The following is a 14849-nucleotide window of genomic DNA, read 5'->3' on the forward strand; positions in this document are numbered from 1 at the left end:
CCGCTCGGCCGGGCGGGTCGATTGCCGGAGGATGTCCAATTGACGCGGCCCGGTGCTACTTGAACGACGTCTTGCGGGCGGTGATGCTCGCGGCGGCCGGCGTCGCGGCCCGGCGGCGTGCCGAGTGCGCACGCTTGAGCGGAAACTGCAGCAGCTTCGATGCCGGTCGCGCGGCCGCATCGCGCTCGGCACGGTAGTGCCGCCTCACGAGATAGACGGGGCGTTGCTTCGATTCATGATAGATCCGGCCGAGGTATTCGCCGATCACGCCGATGCCGATCAACTGGATGCCGCCGACGAACAGCACGACGGAAATCAGCGACGGGTAGCCGTGCACCGGATTGCCGTACAGTAGCGTGCGCGCGACGATGAACGCGCCATACGCGAGCGACAGCATCGCGAACGTGAGGCCGACATAGGTCCACACGCGCAGCGGCACCGTGCTGAAGCTCGTGATGCCCTCGAGCGCGAAATTCCAGCGCCGCCATCCGGAGAATTTCGAGCGGCCGCCGCTACGCGCCGCACGCGTGTATTCGACGATCTCGGTCCGGTAGCCGACCCACGCGAACAGCCCTTTCATGAAGCGCCGCCGTTCCGGCAACGCACGCAGCGCGTCGACGACCTCGCGGTCCATCAGCCGGAAATCGCCGACGTTCTCCGGCATCTCGACTTCGGAGAGCCGGTTGTGCACGCGGTAGTAGAGCGCGGCGGCCACCCGCTGCATCAGCGGGTCGCACCGGCGGTCGGTGCGCTTCGCGGCGACGACCTCGGCGCCTGCGCGCCAGCGTTCGAGCATCGCGGGAATCAGCGCAGGCGGGTCCTGCAGGTCGGCGTCGATCAGGATCACGGCCGCGCCGGCCGCTTCGTCGAGGCCCGCGGTGAGCGCCGCTTCCTTGCCGAAGCGGCGTGTGAGGTCCAGGACGTGCACGCGCGGGTCGCCGGCGGCGACCGAGCGCAGCCGGTCCAGCGTGCGATCGCGGCTGCCGTCGTTGACGCAGACGATCTCGAAGCGTACCGACGCGACCGACTCGAGAACGGGCAGCGTTTCGGCAAAGAACGCGTCGATCGTTTCTTCTTCGTCGTGAAACGGCACGACGAGCGATATCAACGGCTTCCTGGCTTGCGTGGACATCCTGCGGTCTCCCGAGAGATCTGGCCTGCGCTGCACCGTATGGTTCCCGTTGTCGTTTGCCGCACGGGTCGGGCCTGGGTCGGCGCGAATTCGGTTCCGGGCTGCTCGTTTGCCCACGAGCACGCCGTGCGGTTCAAATATCGTACGAAGAACTCGAAGATTCAAGCACGATTTTTGACGGTGCATGCGACATCGTGCTTTTGCGATCAACCTGGTATCGAATTTCTTCAGAATGACCCATGACGCTCAGCGCGGAAGAAGGTCCGCGACCGCTCGCGAAGTCGCCGCGGCGACAGAGGCGAGACTTCGCGCCGTGCGCGATGTTACGGCGAATAAAGTAGGGAACAAGAGCGTACGAGCTGCCCGGATCGCGACATGCAGCCCTTCATATCGTCTGACGACCATCTATACTTTCCGTGGTCATGCCGGATCGCGGGCGCCAGCAATTTTTTGCTATTGCTCGATTCGTATCAGGCTTCACTCGTCACAACGGCGCTCGCCGATGCACGGCGCTGGCTCGAGCGCCCCTTTTGCCGCCGGAAGAAGAACGACAAGCACGCGCGGCCGCCTGGCAGGCGATCAAGTGTCCGGGGCTCAGGAGGTGGGTGATGAACTGGATTGGCACGTGGCGTAATCAATATGGCTCTACATTGACCATCGCGGACGACAAGGATGGCGTCATCCGTGGCGTATTCAGCACGGCGTTGCGGGACAGCGCGTTCTTTGGTCATGATCTGCCCGTCTCCGGCGTCGGGTATGGCGATTGCATCAACTTCGCTTTCGGCATGTCGAACGACCTGGTGTCGGCGATCTGTTCTTTCACCGGCATGCTGCGTGACGGCAAGCTGCAGACCGTATGGCATGTCGTGACCAGCAAGGTGCCACGGCAAGGCTCACGATCATCGGCGTTCGGCTGGGCACATGCCGTTCAGACCAATGCGGATACATTCGAGAGAGTCGCCGATTAACGTACCCGGAAGCGGATGGTTCGGGGCAGAAGGGCGGGCCGGTCAGCGGGATGTCCGGGCAACCGAGGGCCGTTCCCGTTGAAAGCGTCAATCGTCCCTGCTCGAATCGTGTACGGCGGGCCCGTTTGATCGCCAGGCGACCTCCGCGGGCCAGCCCTCGTCACGCAAACCCCTCGTCACGCAACCCCCTCACTCGACCGTCACCGATTTCGCCAGGTTCCTCGGCTTGTCGATATCCGCACCCCGCAAGCACGCCGCGTGATACGCGAGCAACTGCAACGGCACGACGTGCAGGATCGGCGACAACAACCCGTAGTAATCCGGCATGCGCAGCACCGACACGCCTTCGCCGTTGTCGATCCGCGTATCGGCGTCCGCGAACACGTAAAGCTGGCCGCCGCGCGCGCGCACTTCCTGCATGTTCGACTTGAGCTTTTCGAGCAGCGCATCGTTCGGCGCGATCGTCGCGACGGGCATCGTGTGCGTGACGAGCGCCAGCGGCCCGTGTTTCAGCTCGCCGGCCGGATACGCTTCCGCGTGGATATACGAAATCTCCTTCAGCTTCAACGCGCCCTCGAGCGCGATCGGGTAGTGCAGCCCGCGCCCGAGAAACAGCGCGTTTTCATGCTGCGAGAATTCCGCCGCCCAGCGCTCGATCTGCGGCTCCAGCCCCAGCACGTCTTCGAGCGCGCCAGGCAGCCGCCGCAACTGTGTCGTATAGCGCGCGAGTTGCGCATCGTCGACGTAGCCGCGCAGCCGCCCGAGCGTGACGGCGAGAATGAACAGCGCGGCGAGCTGCGTCGTGAACGCCTTGGTCGACGCGACGCCGATTTCCGGGCCGGCCCGCGTCAGGAAGCGCAGGCCGGTCTGGCGCATCATCGCGCTGGTCGGCACGTTGCAGATCGCCAGCGTGTCGATGTGGCCGAGCGCCTGCGCGTACTTGAGCGCGGCGAGCGTGTCGGCGGTCTCGCCGGATTGCGACACGCTGACCACCAGCGTATTCGGCATCGCGAGCGCGTCGCTGTAGCGGTATTCGCTCGCGATCTCGACCTGCGCAGGGAGGCGCGCGATCGTCTCGAGCCAGCGGCGGGCAGTCAGGCCCGCGTAGTGGCTCGTGCCGCATGCGAGGATCAGCACGTTGTCGATCTGCTCGAACGCGCGCGGGGCGTCGGGGCCGAATACGGCCGGATCGAACAGTCCGGCATCGGGGATCGTCGCGGCCACGGCCTGCGGTTGCTCGAAAATTTCCTTCTGCATGAAATGCCGGTACGGCCCGAGCTCGACCACGCCCTGCACGGACGGAATGGTTTGTATCGCGCGTTCGATCGGCGTGCCGGTGCGATCGAGCACCCGCACGCCGCCCGGCGTCAGTTCGACGATGTCGCCTTCCTCGAGAAAGATGAAGCGGTCGGTGATGCCGGCGAGCGCGAGCGCGTCGGACGCGAGAAAGCATTCGCCGTCCTTCACGCCGACGACGAGCGGCGAGCCGGCCCGCGCGCCGATCAGCCGCTGCGGCTCGCGCTTGCTGAACACCGCGATCGCATAGGCGCCGTGCAACTGCGAGGTCGCGTCGCGGACGGCGGCGAGCAGGTCTCCGCGATACTTGCTGTGGATCAGGTGCGCGACCACCTCGGTGTCGGTCTGGCCGTCGAACTCGTAGTGTTCGTCGGATAGTTGCTTGCGCAACGTTTCGTGGTTCTCGATGATGCCGTTGTGCACGAGCGCGATTTCGTCGCGCGAGAAGATCGGATGCGCGTTGCAGGTCGCCGGCGCGCCGTGGGTAGCCCAACGCGTGTGCGCGATGCCGGTGCTGCCGGCCAGGCCGGCGCTGCGCACGTGGGCGTCGAGATCGGCGACGCGCGACACGCTGCGCTCGCGGCGTGCCTGGCCGTTGACGACCGTTGCCACGCCGCATGAATCGTAGCCGCGATATTCAAGGCGGCGCAAACCTTCGATCAGAATCGGGACGATGTCCCGTTGCGCGACCGCGCCGACGATGCCACACATGACACGTCTCCTTCCCTGTAGATTCCCCCGGACCGTGCGCACGCGTGGATCAGCGTGACGCGGTCTCCGTTGTCGCCGCCGTCGTGAAGCCGCATTGCGCGGGCGCGACCGGGTCGGCCATCCGGCTTTCGAATGCCAGGTAAAGCGCTTCCTCCAGGACGTTCCAGTGTGCGCCGTGCCGGTACGGGCCCGATAGCGCATGCCAGCACGCGACCGTGTTCCGGTCGTTCATCTTGAATGCGACCAGTGCGATCAAGCCCCACGGATAATCGGAGCTGGCCAGTTGCAGCCAGGTCTTGCCGTACTTCTGCATCCACTGCGCGTAGAACACATCGTTCGATTGCTGTGGAACCTGAATGCCGGACAGGAGCGGAAAGATCTGCGCCACTTTCGCCGGATAGAAGGTCGTGTCGCTGATGCGCTGCGTGCTCGGGCGAAAGCCCGACTGCGTGCCGCGCCAGAACACCTTCAGGATCGCGGACGCGAGCCGGTCGGCGCGCTGGCTCCACGGGCCGGCGCGCGTGGCGTCGCCATGCCGCACGTAATACGCGGCGAGCGCCTGGAACGCGCTGTGTACCTCGACGTTGTCCATCAGCAGCGCGACATGCAGCGTCGACGAGATCTGATAGACGCCCGTGGGCTTGCTGAGCAGCGTATCCAGATGCGCACCGGCGCGATTCAGGCTGAGTTCCCATGCGGCGGGCATGCCGTCGGGCGGCGCGAAGCGGGCGAGCAGTTCGATCCAGGTCGCCATCATCGCGTCGTCGGCGTCGGCTTCGGCGCATGAACTGTACTGGCCGCTCTTCACGCAATAGCGATCGAAGCCGCCGTCCGGACGCTGGCGCGGCAACAGCCACGCGATCCAGGCGAGCGCGGCCTGATGGGCGTCGAGCCCCGCATCGGTGGCGCCGAGCAGGGCTTTCGCGGCGAAATACGGATCGATGCCGGCGCCGTTCAGACGCACGGTGATCGCGCCGTCGGGGCGTTGGTAGAGCCCGTTGAGCTGGAGTTCGGCGGCGCCCGCATGCGGTGCGACGCCGCGTGCGGCGATACAGCAGGCGACGCACCACAGGCGGCATAGCCGGGCGGTGGCCGCCACGCGTGCGCGTGCGGCCGGGAAAAGCGCGGGCCGGTTCATGATGGGGGGCTCCTGCGCGGTGGTCCTGCGCAAATTCCGCCGGGCGCGGCGTTGGCCGCGTCGCGCGCCGGCGGGTGGGTCGATGTCGCGGCTCAGTGCACCTTGGCGCTGGTGAACTTGAGACTGGTCCCGCTGTTCGCGGTCACGAGCCAGTACGTCGAGTCGGTGATGACGACGCTACCGAGGCCTTGCGTGATCAACGGCAGCGCGAAGGCCTTCTTCGGCAGCAGCCACGTCATGTTCGCGAGGCTGGTCGGGTGGCTGGCGGCGAACGCCCAGCCGCTGCCCGTATCGGTGGCCGACCATGTGACGTTCAGGCGTGCGCGGTCGAACACCGTGATGTCGGTCATCGTGTACCACTTGAACTGACCGAGCAGCTTCAGCGTGTTGGCTTGATTGAAGATCGCGGACAGCGTCGACGTGTAGGACGACGCGCCGAGCGGGTGCGCATAGATCAGCCGGCTCGTGCGGTTCGCGACGACGAAGTTCATCAGGGATGCGTACCAGTTGTTCACGTCGGCCGTCGGCACCGCGTATTGCTGGAACTCCTCGAACGTCGCGTACTTGCCGAACGGCATCACGGGGTACGCCCACAGGCCGGGGTTCAGCAACGCGCCGTTGCGGTAGGCGCGGGTCGGTGCCGAGCCGGTGTGGCCGGTGAAGTAGTAGCCGTTGAAGCCGTTGCTTTCGAGCCAGTTGACCGACCACGTCGGCGTGTTGCCTTCCGGCGCCGCGTACTCGACGTCGGGCAAGGCCGTCGTCGCCTGGACGGCCTGATGGTTCATCACCAGGTACTGCGTAAACGTGCTCGCGTTGGTTTCGCTCGCATTCGCCCCCCAGTAGTCGTGGATCCAGCCGCCGTGGCTGCCGACGCGATGGCCCTTGCTCACGAAATACTTGAGGAGATTCTGCGCGGACGGGTTGTTGGCGAGATTGATGCCGCCACCGTCGCCGAACGCCGCTTCATCGGGGCCGGCCGTGACCACGAGCGAGAACGGCCCGTTGTTCCACACGCCGAGGCTCTTCAGGTAGAGCGCCGGCTGGATCTGGTCGCCCGCGCAGAAGTGCCAGTTGAACACGAGCCCGGCCATCGCCTTCGGCAGCGGCGACAGCGACGGCAGGTTAAGCATCTGCGTGCCGAAATAATGCAGGTAGCCGTGAATCAGCATGCCGTCGGTCTGGCCGTCGAGGTAGGCGAGCGGCAGGTTGACGAACAGCACGCCGCCGTTGCCGTACGTGTTGTAGCCGGACACCAGCCCGAAGGTCGGCGAGGTCAGGATCGTCGTGCCGGTGTACGTCCCCTGCGTGACGAAGCTCGGATAGGTGAGGAAGCCGTACACGTAGCCGGAGATGCCTTCGAGCGTGTCGGTGGTGGTGGCCAGCGTCGACGCGAGCGCGGTGGCCGTCTTGCCGGTCGACGTGCTCAGCAGCGAATTGGCGGTATACGTCGTGGTTTTCTTCAGCTTGCCGGTCACGGTGCCGGTCAGCTTCGGGGCCGTCTGGTTCAGCACGCCGCTGCCGGTGGACGGCGTCGTGTACTGAAACCATGCGCCGTGGTTGTAGTTGGCGAGGCCGCCGGGGTTCGACGGGCTGGCGGCGAGAAACTGTGCGCTGCCCGACGTCGAATTGGTCGACGTGCCCGAGGTGCCCGACGTGCTCGTCGAGGCGAGGGCGCTGGCGGTCGTGGTGGTCGACGAAGTCGTGGTCCATGCCATCGACTTGCCGGGGGGCACCTGGAGCGTGCGCAGCCAGCTGCTCATGCCGGTTACATTGCCGAGACCGATCATGTTGCCGCCGTATTGGTCATACAGCACATAGTCCACACCGGCCATGCTGCTGAAGCGCGATTTCGGGCTGACGTAGAAGCCGGCCGAATTCAGTACGCCGAAATCGTAGACGAGCATCACCTTGCCGCCGTTCAGCGCGTAGTTCTGGATCGCGGTCACGAGCGCGTCGGCGGCCGTCGTATGCACCTGATCGGGCAGGATCAGGCCCGGATACTGCGACAGCGTCGCGCCGGCCGCCATGAACTGGCTGTCGGTCATCACCTTGATCTGCAGCCCTTCTTCCTGGGCACTGTCGAGCCATGCGGATACGCGCGAATCGGGCAGCGTCAGCGTATCGGGCACCAACAGCAGAAGCTGGTTGGTGGCCGCCTGAACGCCGCCCGGACTGAATGCGAACGCGAGCGCGAACAGCGCGAACAGGATCCGCAAGAACTTGCCTGACTTTGCCAACATGGTGTGCTCCTCGCTCAAGGAATGGGGGCGTGCGGCAGCCGGGATACGCGTGCCGCCAGGTCGAGCATTCCAGCCCCGTAGGTGTGTTGCGGCTGTCCGGTTCGTCGGGTATCGAGCGGTGCGTGTCACGGTGGTCCGACCGCGCCAATGCGCCGGTGCGCCGCGCTGCCTTCGCCGGTGAGAGGACTCGATGCGACGCATGGAAAGAAGCGAACAACGTGCCATTGGCGCAGGAGGCCCGGTCCTGCTGGCTTCCTGCACTGCCGGTCGCGCGGCACGGTCGCAAACCCGACGGATTCGTTTCATCGCTGATACGGCGCGTTGGGACGCGCTATCAGCAGACGGAATCGCGATCGCGCGTCAGCGCGCCGGGCCAGCTCGCGCAGTAGGTATAGAGCGTGACCAGCAGGGCGATCAGCAGCGGCCCGCCGAGCAGGAAATAGCAGAACGGCAAAAACAGCAGCGAGCCGTGATGGACGATCGTCGCGTGCAGCAGCATCACGAACGGCAGCGCGAACACGAAGTAGCCCAGCACCAGCAGCGACGCGAAGGCTTTTTGCAGCAGCGAGAAATCGAGCGGGTAGTACAGCGCGGCCATGACCAGCGGAATCAGCGCGATCGCCGCGCCGTGCAGCACGAACATGTCGCGCAGATGCAGTTGCGGGACGTACGGGAACGTGCCGGGCGCGAGCCAGAAGTACGCGCAAATCAGCAGCTGGGTGAAGCTCGCGATACGTAACAGATATGCAACGGGCAGCCACCGCGCGCGCCGGATGAACGATGCGGCGAAGCCGATCATGCAGAGCGCGGCGGTGGCGACCAGCAGCGTGCCGCCCGGCATGCGGGCCGCGACGTCGATCGACAGCAGCGGCACGCGCGGTGCGTCGGGCGGATAGCCGATCACGATCACGTGAAGCGCCGGATCGATCTGGCGCGCGCCCCACGCCATGACCGCGCGCCAGTAGCGCCACGCCATCGGCAATCCGAACCACAGCGACGCGTACAGCGCGGGCGTCAGCAGCGCGATCGACGACAGCCAGCGCTGCGGGTGCGCGTGGGTGCGCAGCGAACGGTCGACGGGAGGACGGACGGGATGCGTCTGCATGGCGCCCGCCCGCTTACCAGCGATAGAAGACGCTGAGCTCGCCGCCGATTCGTGAGTAATACGGGTTGTGGTAGTACGCGAATTCGAGTTGCGTCCCCCACTTGCGCGTGACCCAGTAGCGCCATTTCGCGGTGATCTCGTGGCTGCGGAAATCCGCGATCTGCGAGCCCGAGCCGGTGACCTGATACGCCTCGCGGCCGACGCCGCCGCGCAGCACGATCACGCTCTTGCCGACTTCGCCGTAGGTGACGGCGCCGTAGTAGGCGGGCGCCTTCACCGATCCGGGCGAATCGACCGTATAGTTCGCGCCCGCCTCGAAAATCCACTTCGGCAATGCGTACCAGATCACGCCGGCGTGATAGAGCTGGTCGCGGTGGCCGCTGCGGTTCCACGCGTAGCCGGCGCCGAGCGACACGACCAGCGAACGATCGGACAACAGCTTGCGGTTGATCGATACGTCGACGCGCGCACTCGGCAGGATCGTGCCTGACGTGGTGCCGGAAAAGCCGATCCCGCCGAACCAGTCGGGGCCGAGGTTCTGCACGTAGGTCAGCGCGCCGAGCTGCGTGTTCTCGCCGAAGCGGTGCAGTTGCGCCAGTTCGCCGAGCACGGTGCGACTGCCGTCCTGATAGACGCCGCGCAGGTGCACGCCGTACCAGTCGCCGTAGCCGTGCGTCAGATGTGCGCTCGAATAGCCGAGCGACAGTTCGGTGTGCGATTCCTGCGGCGCCTGCACATGGGTGACGACTGCATCGGGCAGCGGCGGCCGGTTCGTATCCTCGGGCGTGAACTCGGCGAGCGGCACGCCGTCCGGCAGGCCTTCGGCGTCGACGCGCACGAACATCGATTCGTCGCGCATCCGTGGCGTGATGACGGTCGTGGGCGGCGGCTGCACGGCGGGCGCGGCGGCGGCATCGTCCGGCTGCTCCGCCAGCGCCGCGGGCGCGCCGAAGGCGACGCCGCACAGCATCGCGAGGGTGGCAACCGGCACGCGCGGGCCGCGATGGCTGGGGCGATCGGACATGAGGCGCTCCTTAACGGGATGTGTGGAACCAGCCGCTGCGCCACGCGACGAGATCGCCATGCAGGCAGGCATGATCGACGATCGATACGTCGCGCGCACACGCGCTGACCGGATGACCGGCGACGCCGATGCGCGCACCCGTCAGTCGCAACAGGCCGCCGGCCGACACGACGCCGTCGATGCAGCTCGCGTGGGCGAGCAACACGTCGTCGCGCGCGAATACCGCGCCGTGCAGCAACGCGTGACGTTCGAGTTCGACGCGATGCGCCTTGACGCTGCCGCGCAGCACGCAGCCTTCGCCGAGGACGAGCGTTCCTTCGACGATCAGGTTGCCTTGCACGACCGTGTGCGCGGGCAGGCGAACGTCGCACGGCAGCAGGTAACGACCGTGCAGGAAGCGATGCGGCAGCGACGCGAAGTGGCGGGTGAGCGTGATCGCGCGGCGCGGAGCGGCCGGTATGTCCGCGGGCCGCGGGCCGGGCGCCGCGCCGAAGACGAGCGGCTCGCCATACAGGCATGCGAAGCCGCCGGCGCCGCGCAGGCGCACCGTGTCGCCGACCACGACGCCGCGCAGCACCGCATCGTCGACGTCGATCAGCGGCGCATGCGCGAGCGTGCCGATCGTCGCGCCGGCACGGATGTCGATGCGCTGGCCGGCGAACGCGTACGCGGCCCGCGCGCCGTCGTCGAGCGTGATCGAACGGTCGGCGTAGAGCACGTCGTCGCGATGCGCGTCGCGTGCGACATGGATCGTGTCCGCATGCTCGACGGCCAGTCCGAGCGTCTGCCACGGCGGCGCGCCCGATACATCCGGCGGCGGCGTGCCGGCCACGTGCGCGCGCAGCGCGTCGTGCCAGCGCGCGGCGAGCAGCGCCTGGTCGACGAACGGCCCGTCGCCGATCGGCAGCGCCGCGACGTCGCTGCGCCGGATCAGTTCATGCAGCATCGGCAGGAACGGCAGCGTGAGCACGCCGGCCACCGGCACCATCACGTTGAAGGTCGTCATCGCTCATCGCTCCGGTTTCAACTGCCGGCGAAAACGCTCGGTCTTGTCCCACTTCAGTTCGCGGCGGAACGCCGCGTCGAGCGCGAGTCCCCACAGCGCGGAGACGACCGCCGCGATCGTCACGCAAAAGCCGACGACGTTGACCGGCACGAGCCGCAGCCGCGTCGCGCGGCCGTCGAGCCGCGCGGCGACGACGATCTCGAAGAACACGCCGAAGTTGCCGAAGGTGCTGAACGAGAACAGCGCGAACAGCGACAGCAGCAGGCCGAGCGCGGTCGAGTTGACGCCGTTGAACAGGTAGAGCGCGAGCGCGGCGCTCCACGCGATCGCGAGCAGCGCGGGCATCGTGAATACGCCGAGCAGCAGCGCGCCGTCGAGCCGGCAGCGGCGCGAGATCAGCGGGTTGCGCAGCACCGGAACCAGATAGCGCAGCATCGTCTGGTTGTGGCCCTTCGCCCAGCGCGTCAGTTGCCGCGCGCGGACAGCCCAGCGCTCCGGTACTTCCTCGTAACATTCGGCGTGGTTCAGATAGACCGTGCGCCAGTCGCTCAGCAGCAGGCGGTAGGTCATGTCGGTATCTTCGGCGAGCGTGTCGTCGCACCAGCCGCCCACGGCGTCGAGCGCGCCCTTGCGGATGCCGCCGACCGTGCCGCCGTACTGCGGCACCAGGTTCAGATTGTTGCGGGCTTGCTGGTTGACCTGATAGCCGCCCGCGCGCTCGAGATCGAGTAGCCGTGCGAGCAGGTTGCTGTCGGCGTTCTGCGGCACGACACGGCCCATCACCGCGCCGACTTCCGGGTCGAAGAACGGCGCGACCAGTTCCTTCAGCAGCCCCGGGCGCGGCAGGTAGTCGGCATCGAATACCACCATGATGTCGCCGCGGATGAAGCGCAGCGCATCCTTCAGCGCGGCTGCCTTGCCCGGCTTGCCGGTCTCGCGGTGAAACGGCTGAATCAGCTCGGGCGCGAGTGCGCGGACTTCGTCGATCAATGCGCGCGTGTTGTCGGTCGAGCGGTCGTTGACCGGAATGATCGTCAGCCGGTCGCGCGGGTAGGTCGTCGCCAGCAGCGCCATCAGGCAATCGACGATGACGGTTTCCTCGTTGTGGGCGGCGACGAAGACGGTGAGCCGCGGCCAGTCGCCGTGGGTCATCGTCCGGTAGGGCGCGTGTTGCGGCTTGAACAGGCGGTCGAGGCTGAATACGTAATGCCGGGCGGCATACGCGCACGTCAACAGCGTGAACAGCCACAGGTACGCGACGCACGGTATCAGCAGCAGCTCGGGATCGAATGCGACGCCCGGCGTGGCGGCGGGCGGCGGCTCGAGCGACGCGTCCGGATCGGGCGAGGCCGGCGCGACGAGCGCGATGCGCTCCATCGCGATCCCGGTGGTTGCGGCCGTTGCGGCGGGCACGCCGAACCGGGCCGGTTCGGCGATCGCCTGCGAGGCGGTGTCGCGCACGATCAGCGAGCACGCAAGCACGATCAGCAGCAGGATGCCTTGCTCGCAGAATGACGCCGCCCGCGTTTTCTTCATGTCCCCATCCCCGTGCCCGCAACGACGACCGATGAGAGCTGAAGGCGCTCCGTGGATCGCGCGGACGTCAATGGGAAACGATGGCGCGTTCGTCGCGGGGCGGTTGTCGGCTGCCCCGGACGGATGCGTCGCATCGTCTCCCGGCTTCGTTGCTTTGGCGCCCCCATCTGTCTGCTGCGATGCGCGTGCTTCGGGACGCACCTGTCCGACATCAAGCAAGGGGTGAGCCATCTGCCGCGATGCCCCGCGCAGCAAGGAGGCCCGCGCGGGAAGCGGATGCGGCATGCGTGCAGCCGGCGTGTTTTGATTCACTGACGAATCAGCGTGCGCGCGTCGCATCCGACCCCGCACGGTCGGCCGCGCGGCTCGAGCGCGTCGCGCGGTGCCCGGACCGTCCCAGCTGCCGATGCCGCGTGGCCGGGTGCGGCTTGGCATGGCTGGCCGTCGCGTGTCGTTCGGCATGCACGCGTCGGCCCGCGATCGCTACGCGCGCTGCTTTCACATGAGACGAATGGACCGGACTCCGATGTATTCGCCGGTTTCGAATCCGCGTTACACATTCGCAACATTTCCCGAGCCCCGATTCGTGTGATTCAACGCGGCGTCGGATGTGGGCGAAATCCTGCGCGCGCCACGGCGGTCGACGCTCGCGTGCGCGCCGCGCACTGCACAGACGAAAGGGGCGAATCGAGGCGACGCAACGCGCGTCGAAAGGTCCGTGCGATTCGCTTCGTCACGAGGGCTCGACATGCATGCGCGATTCGTCGGACGACGTCGTCAGACGGATCGCGCGAGCGTCCGGCTGTTTATCGTTGCCGCGTCGATCCGGCGATGCGGGTGTCCGTAGCAGTTGTGAAACATTCCATGACGCACCGTTCGCGGGCAATGGCCGCGGAGCGAAGCGGGCCGCGACGCGAGCCGGCTGGTTTGAATATTGCTGGTGTGGGAGGACGTGACGCTCGACACAGCGAGGAACGACTCATGACGTGATTGATCCAGTGCAACGGGACGCCGGTAGTACGACGATTCGCGCGGCCTGGACCGCGCGGACGCGGCAGCGCGCTCGCCCCGCCACACCGCCGCATGTCGATCGCGTGCGTGTACGGGATGCGCCGCCCGAATACATGCTTCGCGCCGCGTGCAGGATCGCCGGGCGCGAAGCGGCTAAACGAGGATAACGATGAAGAAGATCTTGCTTGTGTTCGGGACTCGGCCGGAGGCCATCAAGATGGCGCCGCTGGTGCGTGCGCTGAAGGCGCAGACGGATGTCGACGCCCGCGTGTGCGTGACCGCGCAGCATCGGCAAATGCTCGATCAGGTGCTGACGCTGTTCGACATCAAGCCCGACTACGATCTCAACCTGATGCGGCAAGGCCAGACGCTGACCGACGTGACGACCGGCATTCTTCATGCGATCGGCGTCGTCTTCGACGATTTTCGGCCGGACGTCGTGCTGGTCCACGGCGATACGACGACCACGCTCGCGGTGAGCCTGGCGGCGTTCTATCGCTATCTGCCGGTCGGTCACGTGGAGGCCGGCCTGCGCAGCGGCGACATCTGGTCGCCGTGGCCGGAGGAGCTGAATCGCCGCGTGACCGATGCGGTGTCGTCATGGCATTTCGCGCCGACCGGGCAGGCCCGCGACAACCTGCTGAGCGAGGGCGTGCCGGGCGGGGGCGTCTCGCTGACGGGCAATACCGTGATCGATGCGTTGCACGAGGTCAAGCGCATGCTGGATCGCACCGCCGCGCTGTCGGACAAGATCGCCGCGTACTTCCCGTTTCTCGAACCGTCGCGGCGCGTCGTGCTGATCACCGGCCATCGCCGCGAAAGTTTCGGGGAACCGTTCCGGCATTTCTGCGACGCGCTGTGCACGCTGGCGAACCGCTATCGCGATGCGCAGTTCGTCTATCCGCTGCACCTGAACCCGAACGTGCAGGAGCCGGCGCGCGCGCGGCTCGGCGGCGTGCCCAACATCTACCTGATCGAGCCGCAGGAATACCTGTCGTTCGTATTCCTGATGTCGCGCGCGCATTTCATCATCACGGATTCGGGCGGCATTCAGGAAGAAGGGCCGGCGCTCGGCAAGCCGGTGCTCGTCACGCGCGAGACGACCGAGCGGCCCGAGGCGATTCAGGCCGGCACCGCGCGGCTCGTCGGCACCGATCAGGACCGGATCGTGTGGGAAGCGTCGCGGCTGTTCGACAGCGAGAGCGCGTACGAGGAAATGTCGCGCGCGAGCAATCCATACGGCGACGGCCATGCGAGCGAGCGGATCGTCCACGCGCTGATGCGTACGCCCGGCGTGCCCACGAAGACGACCAGTTTCTCGATGGGCGCCGCGGAGATGCCGTTCAACGCGCTCACGCTCGGGTTGCAGGCGTTGCGCTCGCCGTGAGGAAGACCGTGCGGTAGTGCGTGGCGTCGCGTTCGGCGCAACCATCAAGCATCCGGTCCGGCCGTGAGGTCGGCCGGATGTTTGCCTATGTGCGACCCGGAACGCGCGCTCGCGATGCACGCTAAAGCCCCGTCGATGACACGCGCCATCTCCGGCCGTGCGTTCTCCCCGCTTGCCTGAAACGCCCGAATCGCCGCGACCCGACGTGAAATCCGAAATGGTTCGATAATGCGGGCGGCGATCCATGCGGACGAGCGCCGGCCGGGCAAAGGCGAAAGGTTGCGCAGGCAACCGG

Annotated in this window: 10 protein-coding genes; 2 read left to right on the forward strand and 8 right to left on the reverse strand. The window is 66.8% G+C overall.

Annotated features, from left to right (window positions below; all coding sequences use genetic code 11):
• Positions 1 to 55 precede the first annotated feature (55 nt).
• Entirely contained in the window at positions 56 to 1132 is a 1077-nt protein-coding gene (locus GJG85_RS06645) for a glycosyltransferase family 2 protein (protein WP_050013720.1), read from the reverse strand.
• A 608-nt stretch (positions 1133 to 1740) separates the two neighbouring features.
• Here GJG85_RS06645 and GJG85_RS06650 point away from each other — a divergent pair.
• The gene (locus tag GJG85_RS06650; protein WP_204383780.1) at positions 1741 to 2100 is read left to right on the forward strand and encodes an avidin/streptavidin family protein; all 360 of its coding nucleotides are present in this window, start codon (positions 1741 to 1743) and stop codon (positions 2098 to 2100) included.
• Positions 2101 to 2289: 189 nt separating this feature from the next.
• Here GJG85_RS06650 and glmS read toward each other — a convergent pair whose 3' ends face one another.
• The 7 genes from glmS to GJG85_RS06685 all read right to left on the reverse strand — a co-directional run bounded on the left by glmS (position 2290) and on the right by GJG85_RS06685 (position 12156).
• Positions 2290 to 4107 carry a glutamine--fructose-6-phosphate transaminase (isomerizing) gene (gene glmS / locus GJG85_RS06655; RefSeq protein WP_124556675.1) on the reverse strand — a complete coding sequence of 606 codons (1818 nt, stop codon included), beginning with the start codon at positions 4105 to 4107 and terminating at the stop codon, positions 2290 to 2292.
• Positions 4108 to 4156: 49 nt separating this feature from the next.
• Positions 4157 to 5245 carry a hypothetical protein gene (locus GJG85_RS06660; RefSeq protein ID WP_204383782.1) on the reverse strand — a complete coding sequence of 363 codons (1089 nt, stop codon included), beginning with the start codon at positions 5243 to 5245 and terminating at the stop codon, positions 4157 to 4159.
• Positions 5246 to 5337: 92 nt separating this feature from the next.
• Positions 5338 to 7485, reverse strand: coding sequence for a hypothetical protein (locus GJG85_RS06665; protein WP_050013724.1), 2148 nt, complete (start codon positions 7483 to 7485; stop codon positions 5338 to 5340).
• Positions 7486 to 7819: 334 nt separating this feature from the next.
• Entirely contained in the window at positions 7820 to 8590 is a 771-nt protein-coding gene (locus GJG85_RS06670; RefSeq protein WP_089488329.1) for a hypothetical protein, read from the reverse strand.
• 13 nt (positions 8591 to 8603) lie between these two features.
• Positions 8604 to 9614, reverse strand: a complete 1011-nt coding sequence (locus tag GJG85_RS06675) for a YaiO family outer membrane beta-barrel protein (RefSeq protein WP_050013726.1) — start codon at positions 9612 to 9614, stop codon at positions 8604 to 8606.
• Positions 9615 to 9624: 10 nt separating this feature from the next.
• A complete protein-coding gene (locus GJG85_RS06680; protein ID WP_204383784.1) occupies positions 9625 to 10620 on the reverse strand; it encodes a polymer-forming cytoskeletal protein in 996 nt (331 codons plus the stop codon).
• A gap of 3 nt (positions 10621 to 10623) precedes the next feature.
• Positions 10624 to 12156, reverse strand: coding sequence for a glycosyltransferase (locus GJG85_RS06685; RefSeq protein ID WP_204383786.1), 1533 nt, complete (start codon positions 12154 to 12156; stop codon positions 10624 to 10626).
• Positions 12157 to 13336: 1180 nt separating this feature from the next.
• Here GJG85_RS06685 and wecB point away from each other — a divergent pair.
• Positions 13337 to 14554, forward strand: coding sequence for a UDP-N-acetylglucosamine 2-epimerase (non-hydrolyzing) (gene wecB / locus GJG85_RS06690; protein ID WP_050013729.1), 1218 nt, complete (start codon positions 13337 to 13339; stop codon positions 14552 to 14554).
• Positions 14555 to 14849: the final 295 nt, after the last annotated feature.

It is taken from the genome of Burkholderia sp. MS389, assembly GCF_016899425.1.
Lineage (GTDB): Bacteria > Pseudomonadota > Gammaproteobacteria > Burkholderiales > Burkholderiaceae > Burkholderia > Burkholderia sola.

What these genes read in the sequence shown, in the direction of transcription:
- GJG85_RS06670 (WP_089488329.1), bottom strand. Translation starts at nt 8,590, where the DNA reads ATGCAGACGCATCCCGTCCGTCCTCCCGTCGACCGTTCGCTGCGCACC.
- wecB (WP_050013729.1), top strand. Translation starts at nt 13,337, where the DNA reads ATGAAGAAGATCTTGCTTGTGTTCGGGACTCGGCCGGAGGCCATCAAG.
- GJG85_RS06660 (WP_204383782.1), bottom strand. Translation starts at nt 5,245, where the DNA reads ATGAACCGGCCCGCGCTTTTCCCGGCCGCACGCGCACGCGTGGCGGCC.
- GJG85_RS06665 (WP_050013724.1), bottom strand. Translation starts at nt 7,485, where the DNA reads ATGTTGGCAAAGTCAGGCAAGTTCTTGCGGATCCTGTTCGCGCTGTTC.
- glmS (WP_124556675.1), bottom strand. Translation starts at nt 4,107, where the DNA reads ATGTGTGGCATCGTCGGCGCGGTCGCGCAACGGGACATCGTCCCGATT.
- GJG85_RS06675 (WP_050013726.1), bottom strand. Translation starts at nt 9,614, where the DNA reads ATGTCCGATCGCCCCAGCCATCGCGGCCCGCGCGTGCCGGTTGCCACC.
- GJG85_RS06685 (WP_204383786.1), bottom strand. Translation starts at nt 12,156, where the DNA reads ATGAAGAAAACGCGGGCGGCGTCATTCTGCGAGCAAGGCATCCTGCTG.
- GJG85_RS06645 (WP_050013720.1), bottom strand. Translation starts at nt 1,132, where the DNA reads ATGTCCACGCAAGCCAGGAAGCCGTTGATATCGCTCGTCGTGCCGTTT.
- GJG85_RS06650 (WP_204383780.1), top strand. Translation starts at nt 1,741, where the DNA reads ATGAACTGGATTGGCACGTGGCGTAATCAATATGGCTCTACATTGACC.
- GJG85_RS06680 (WP_204383784.1), bottom strand. Translation starts at nt 10,620, where the DNA reads ATGACGACCTTCAACGTGATGGTGCCGGTGGCCGGCGTGCTCACGCTG.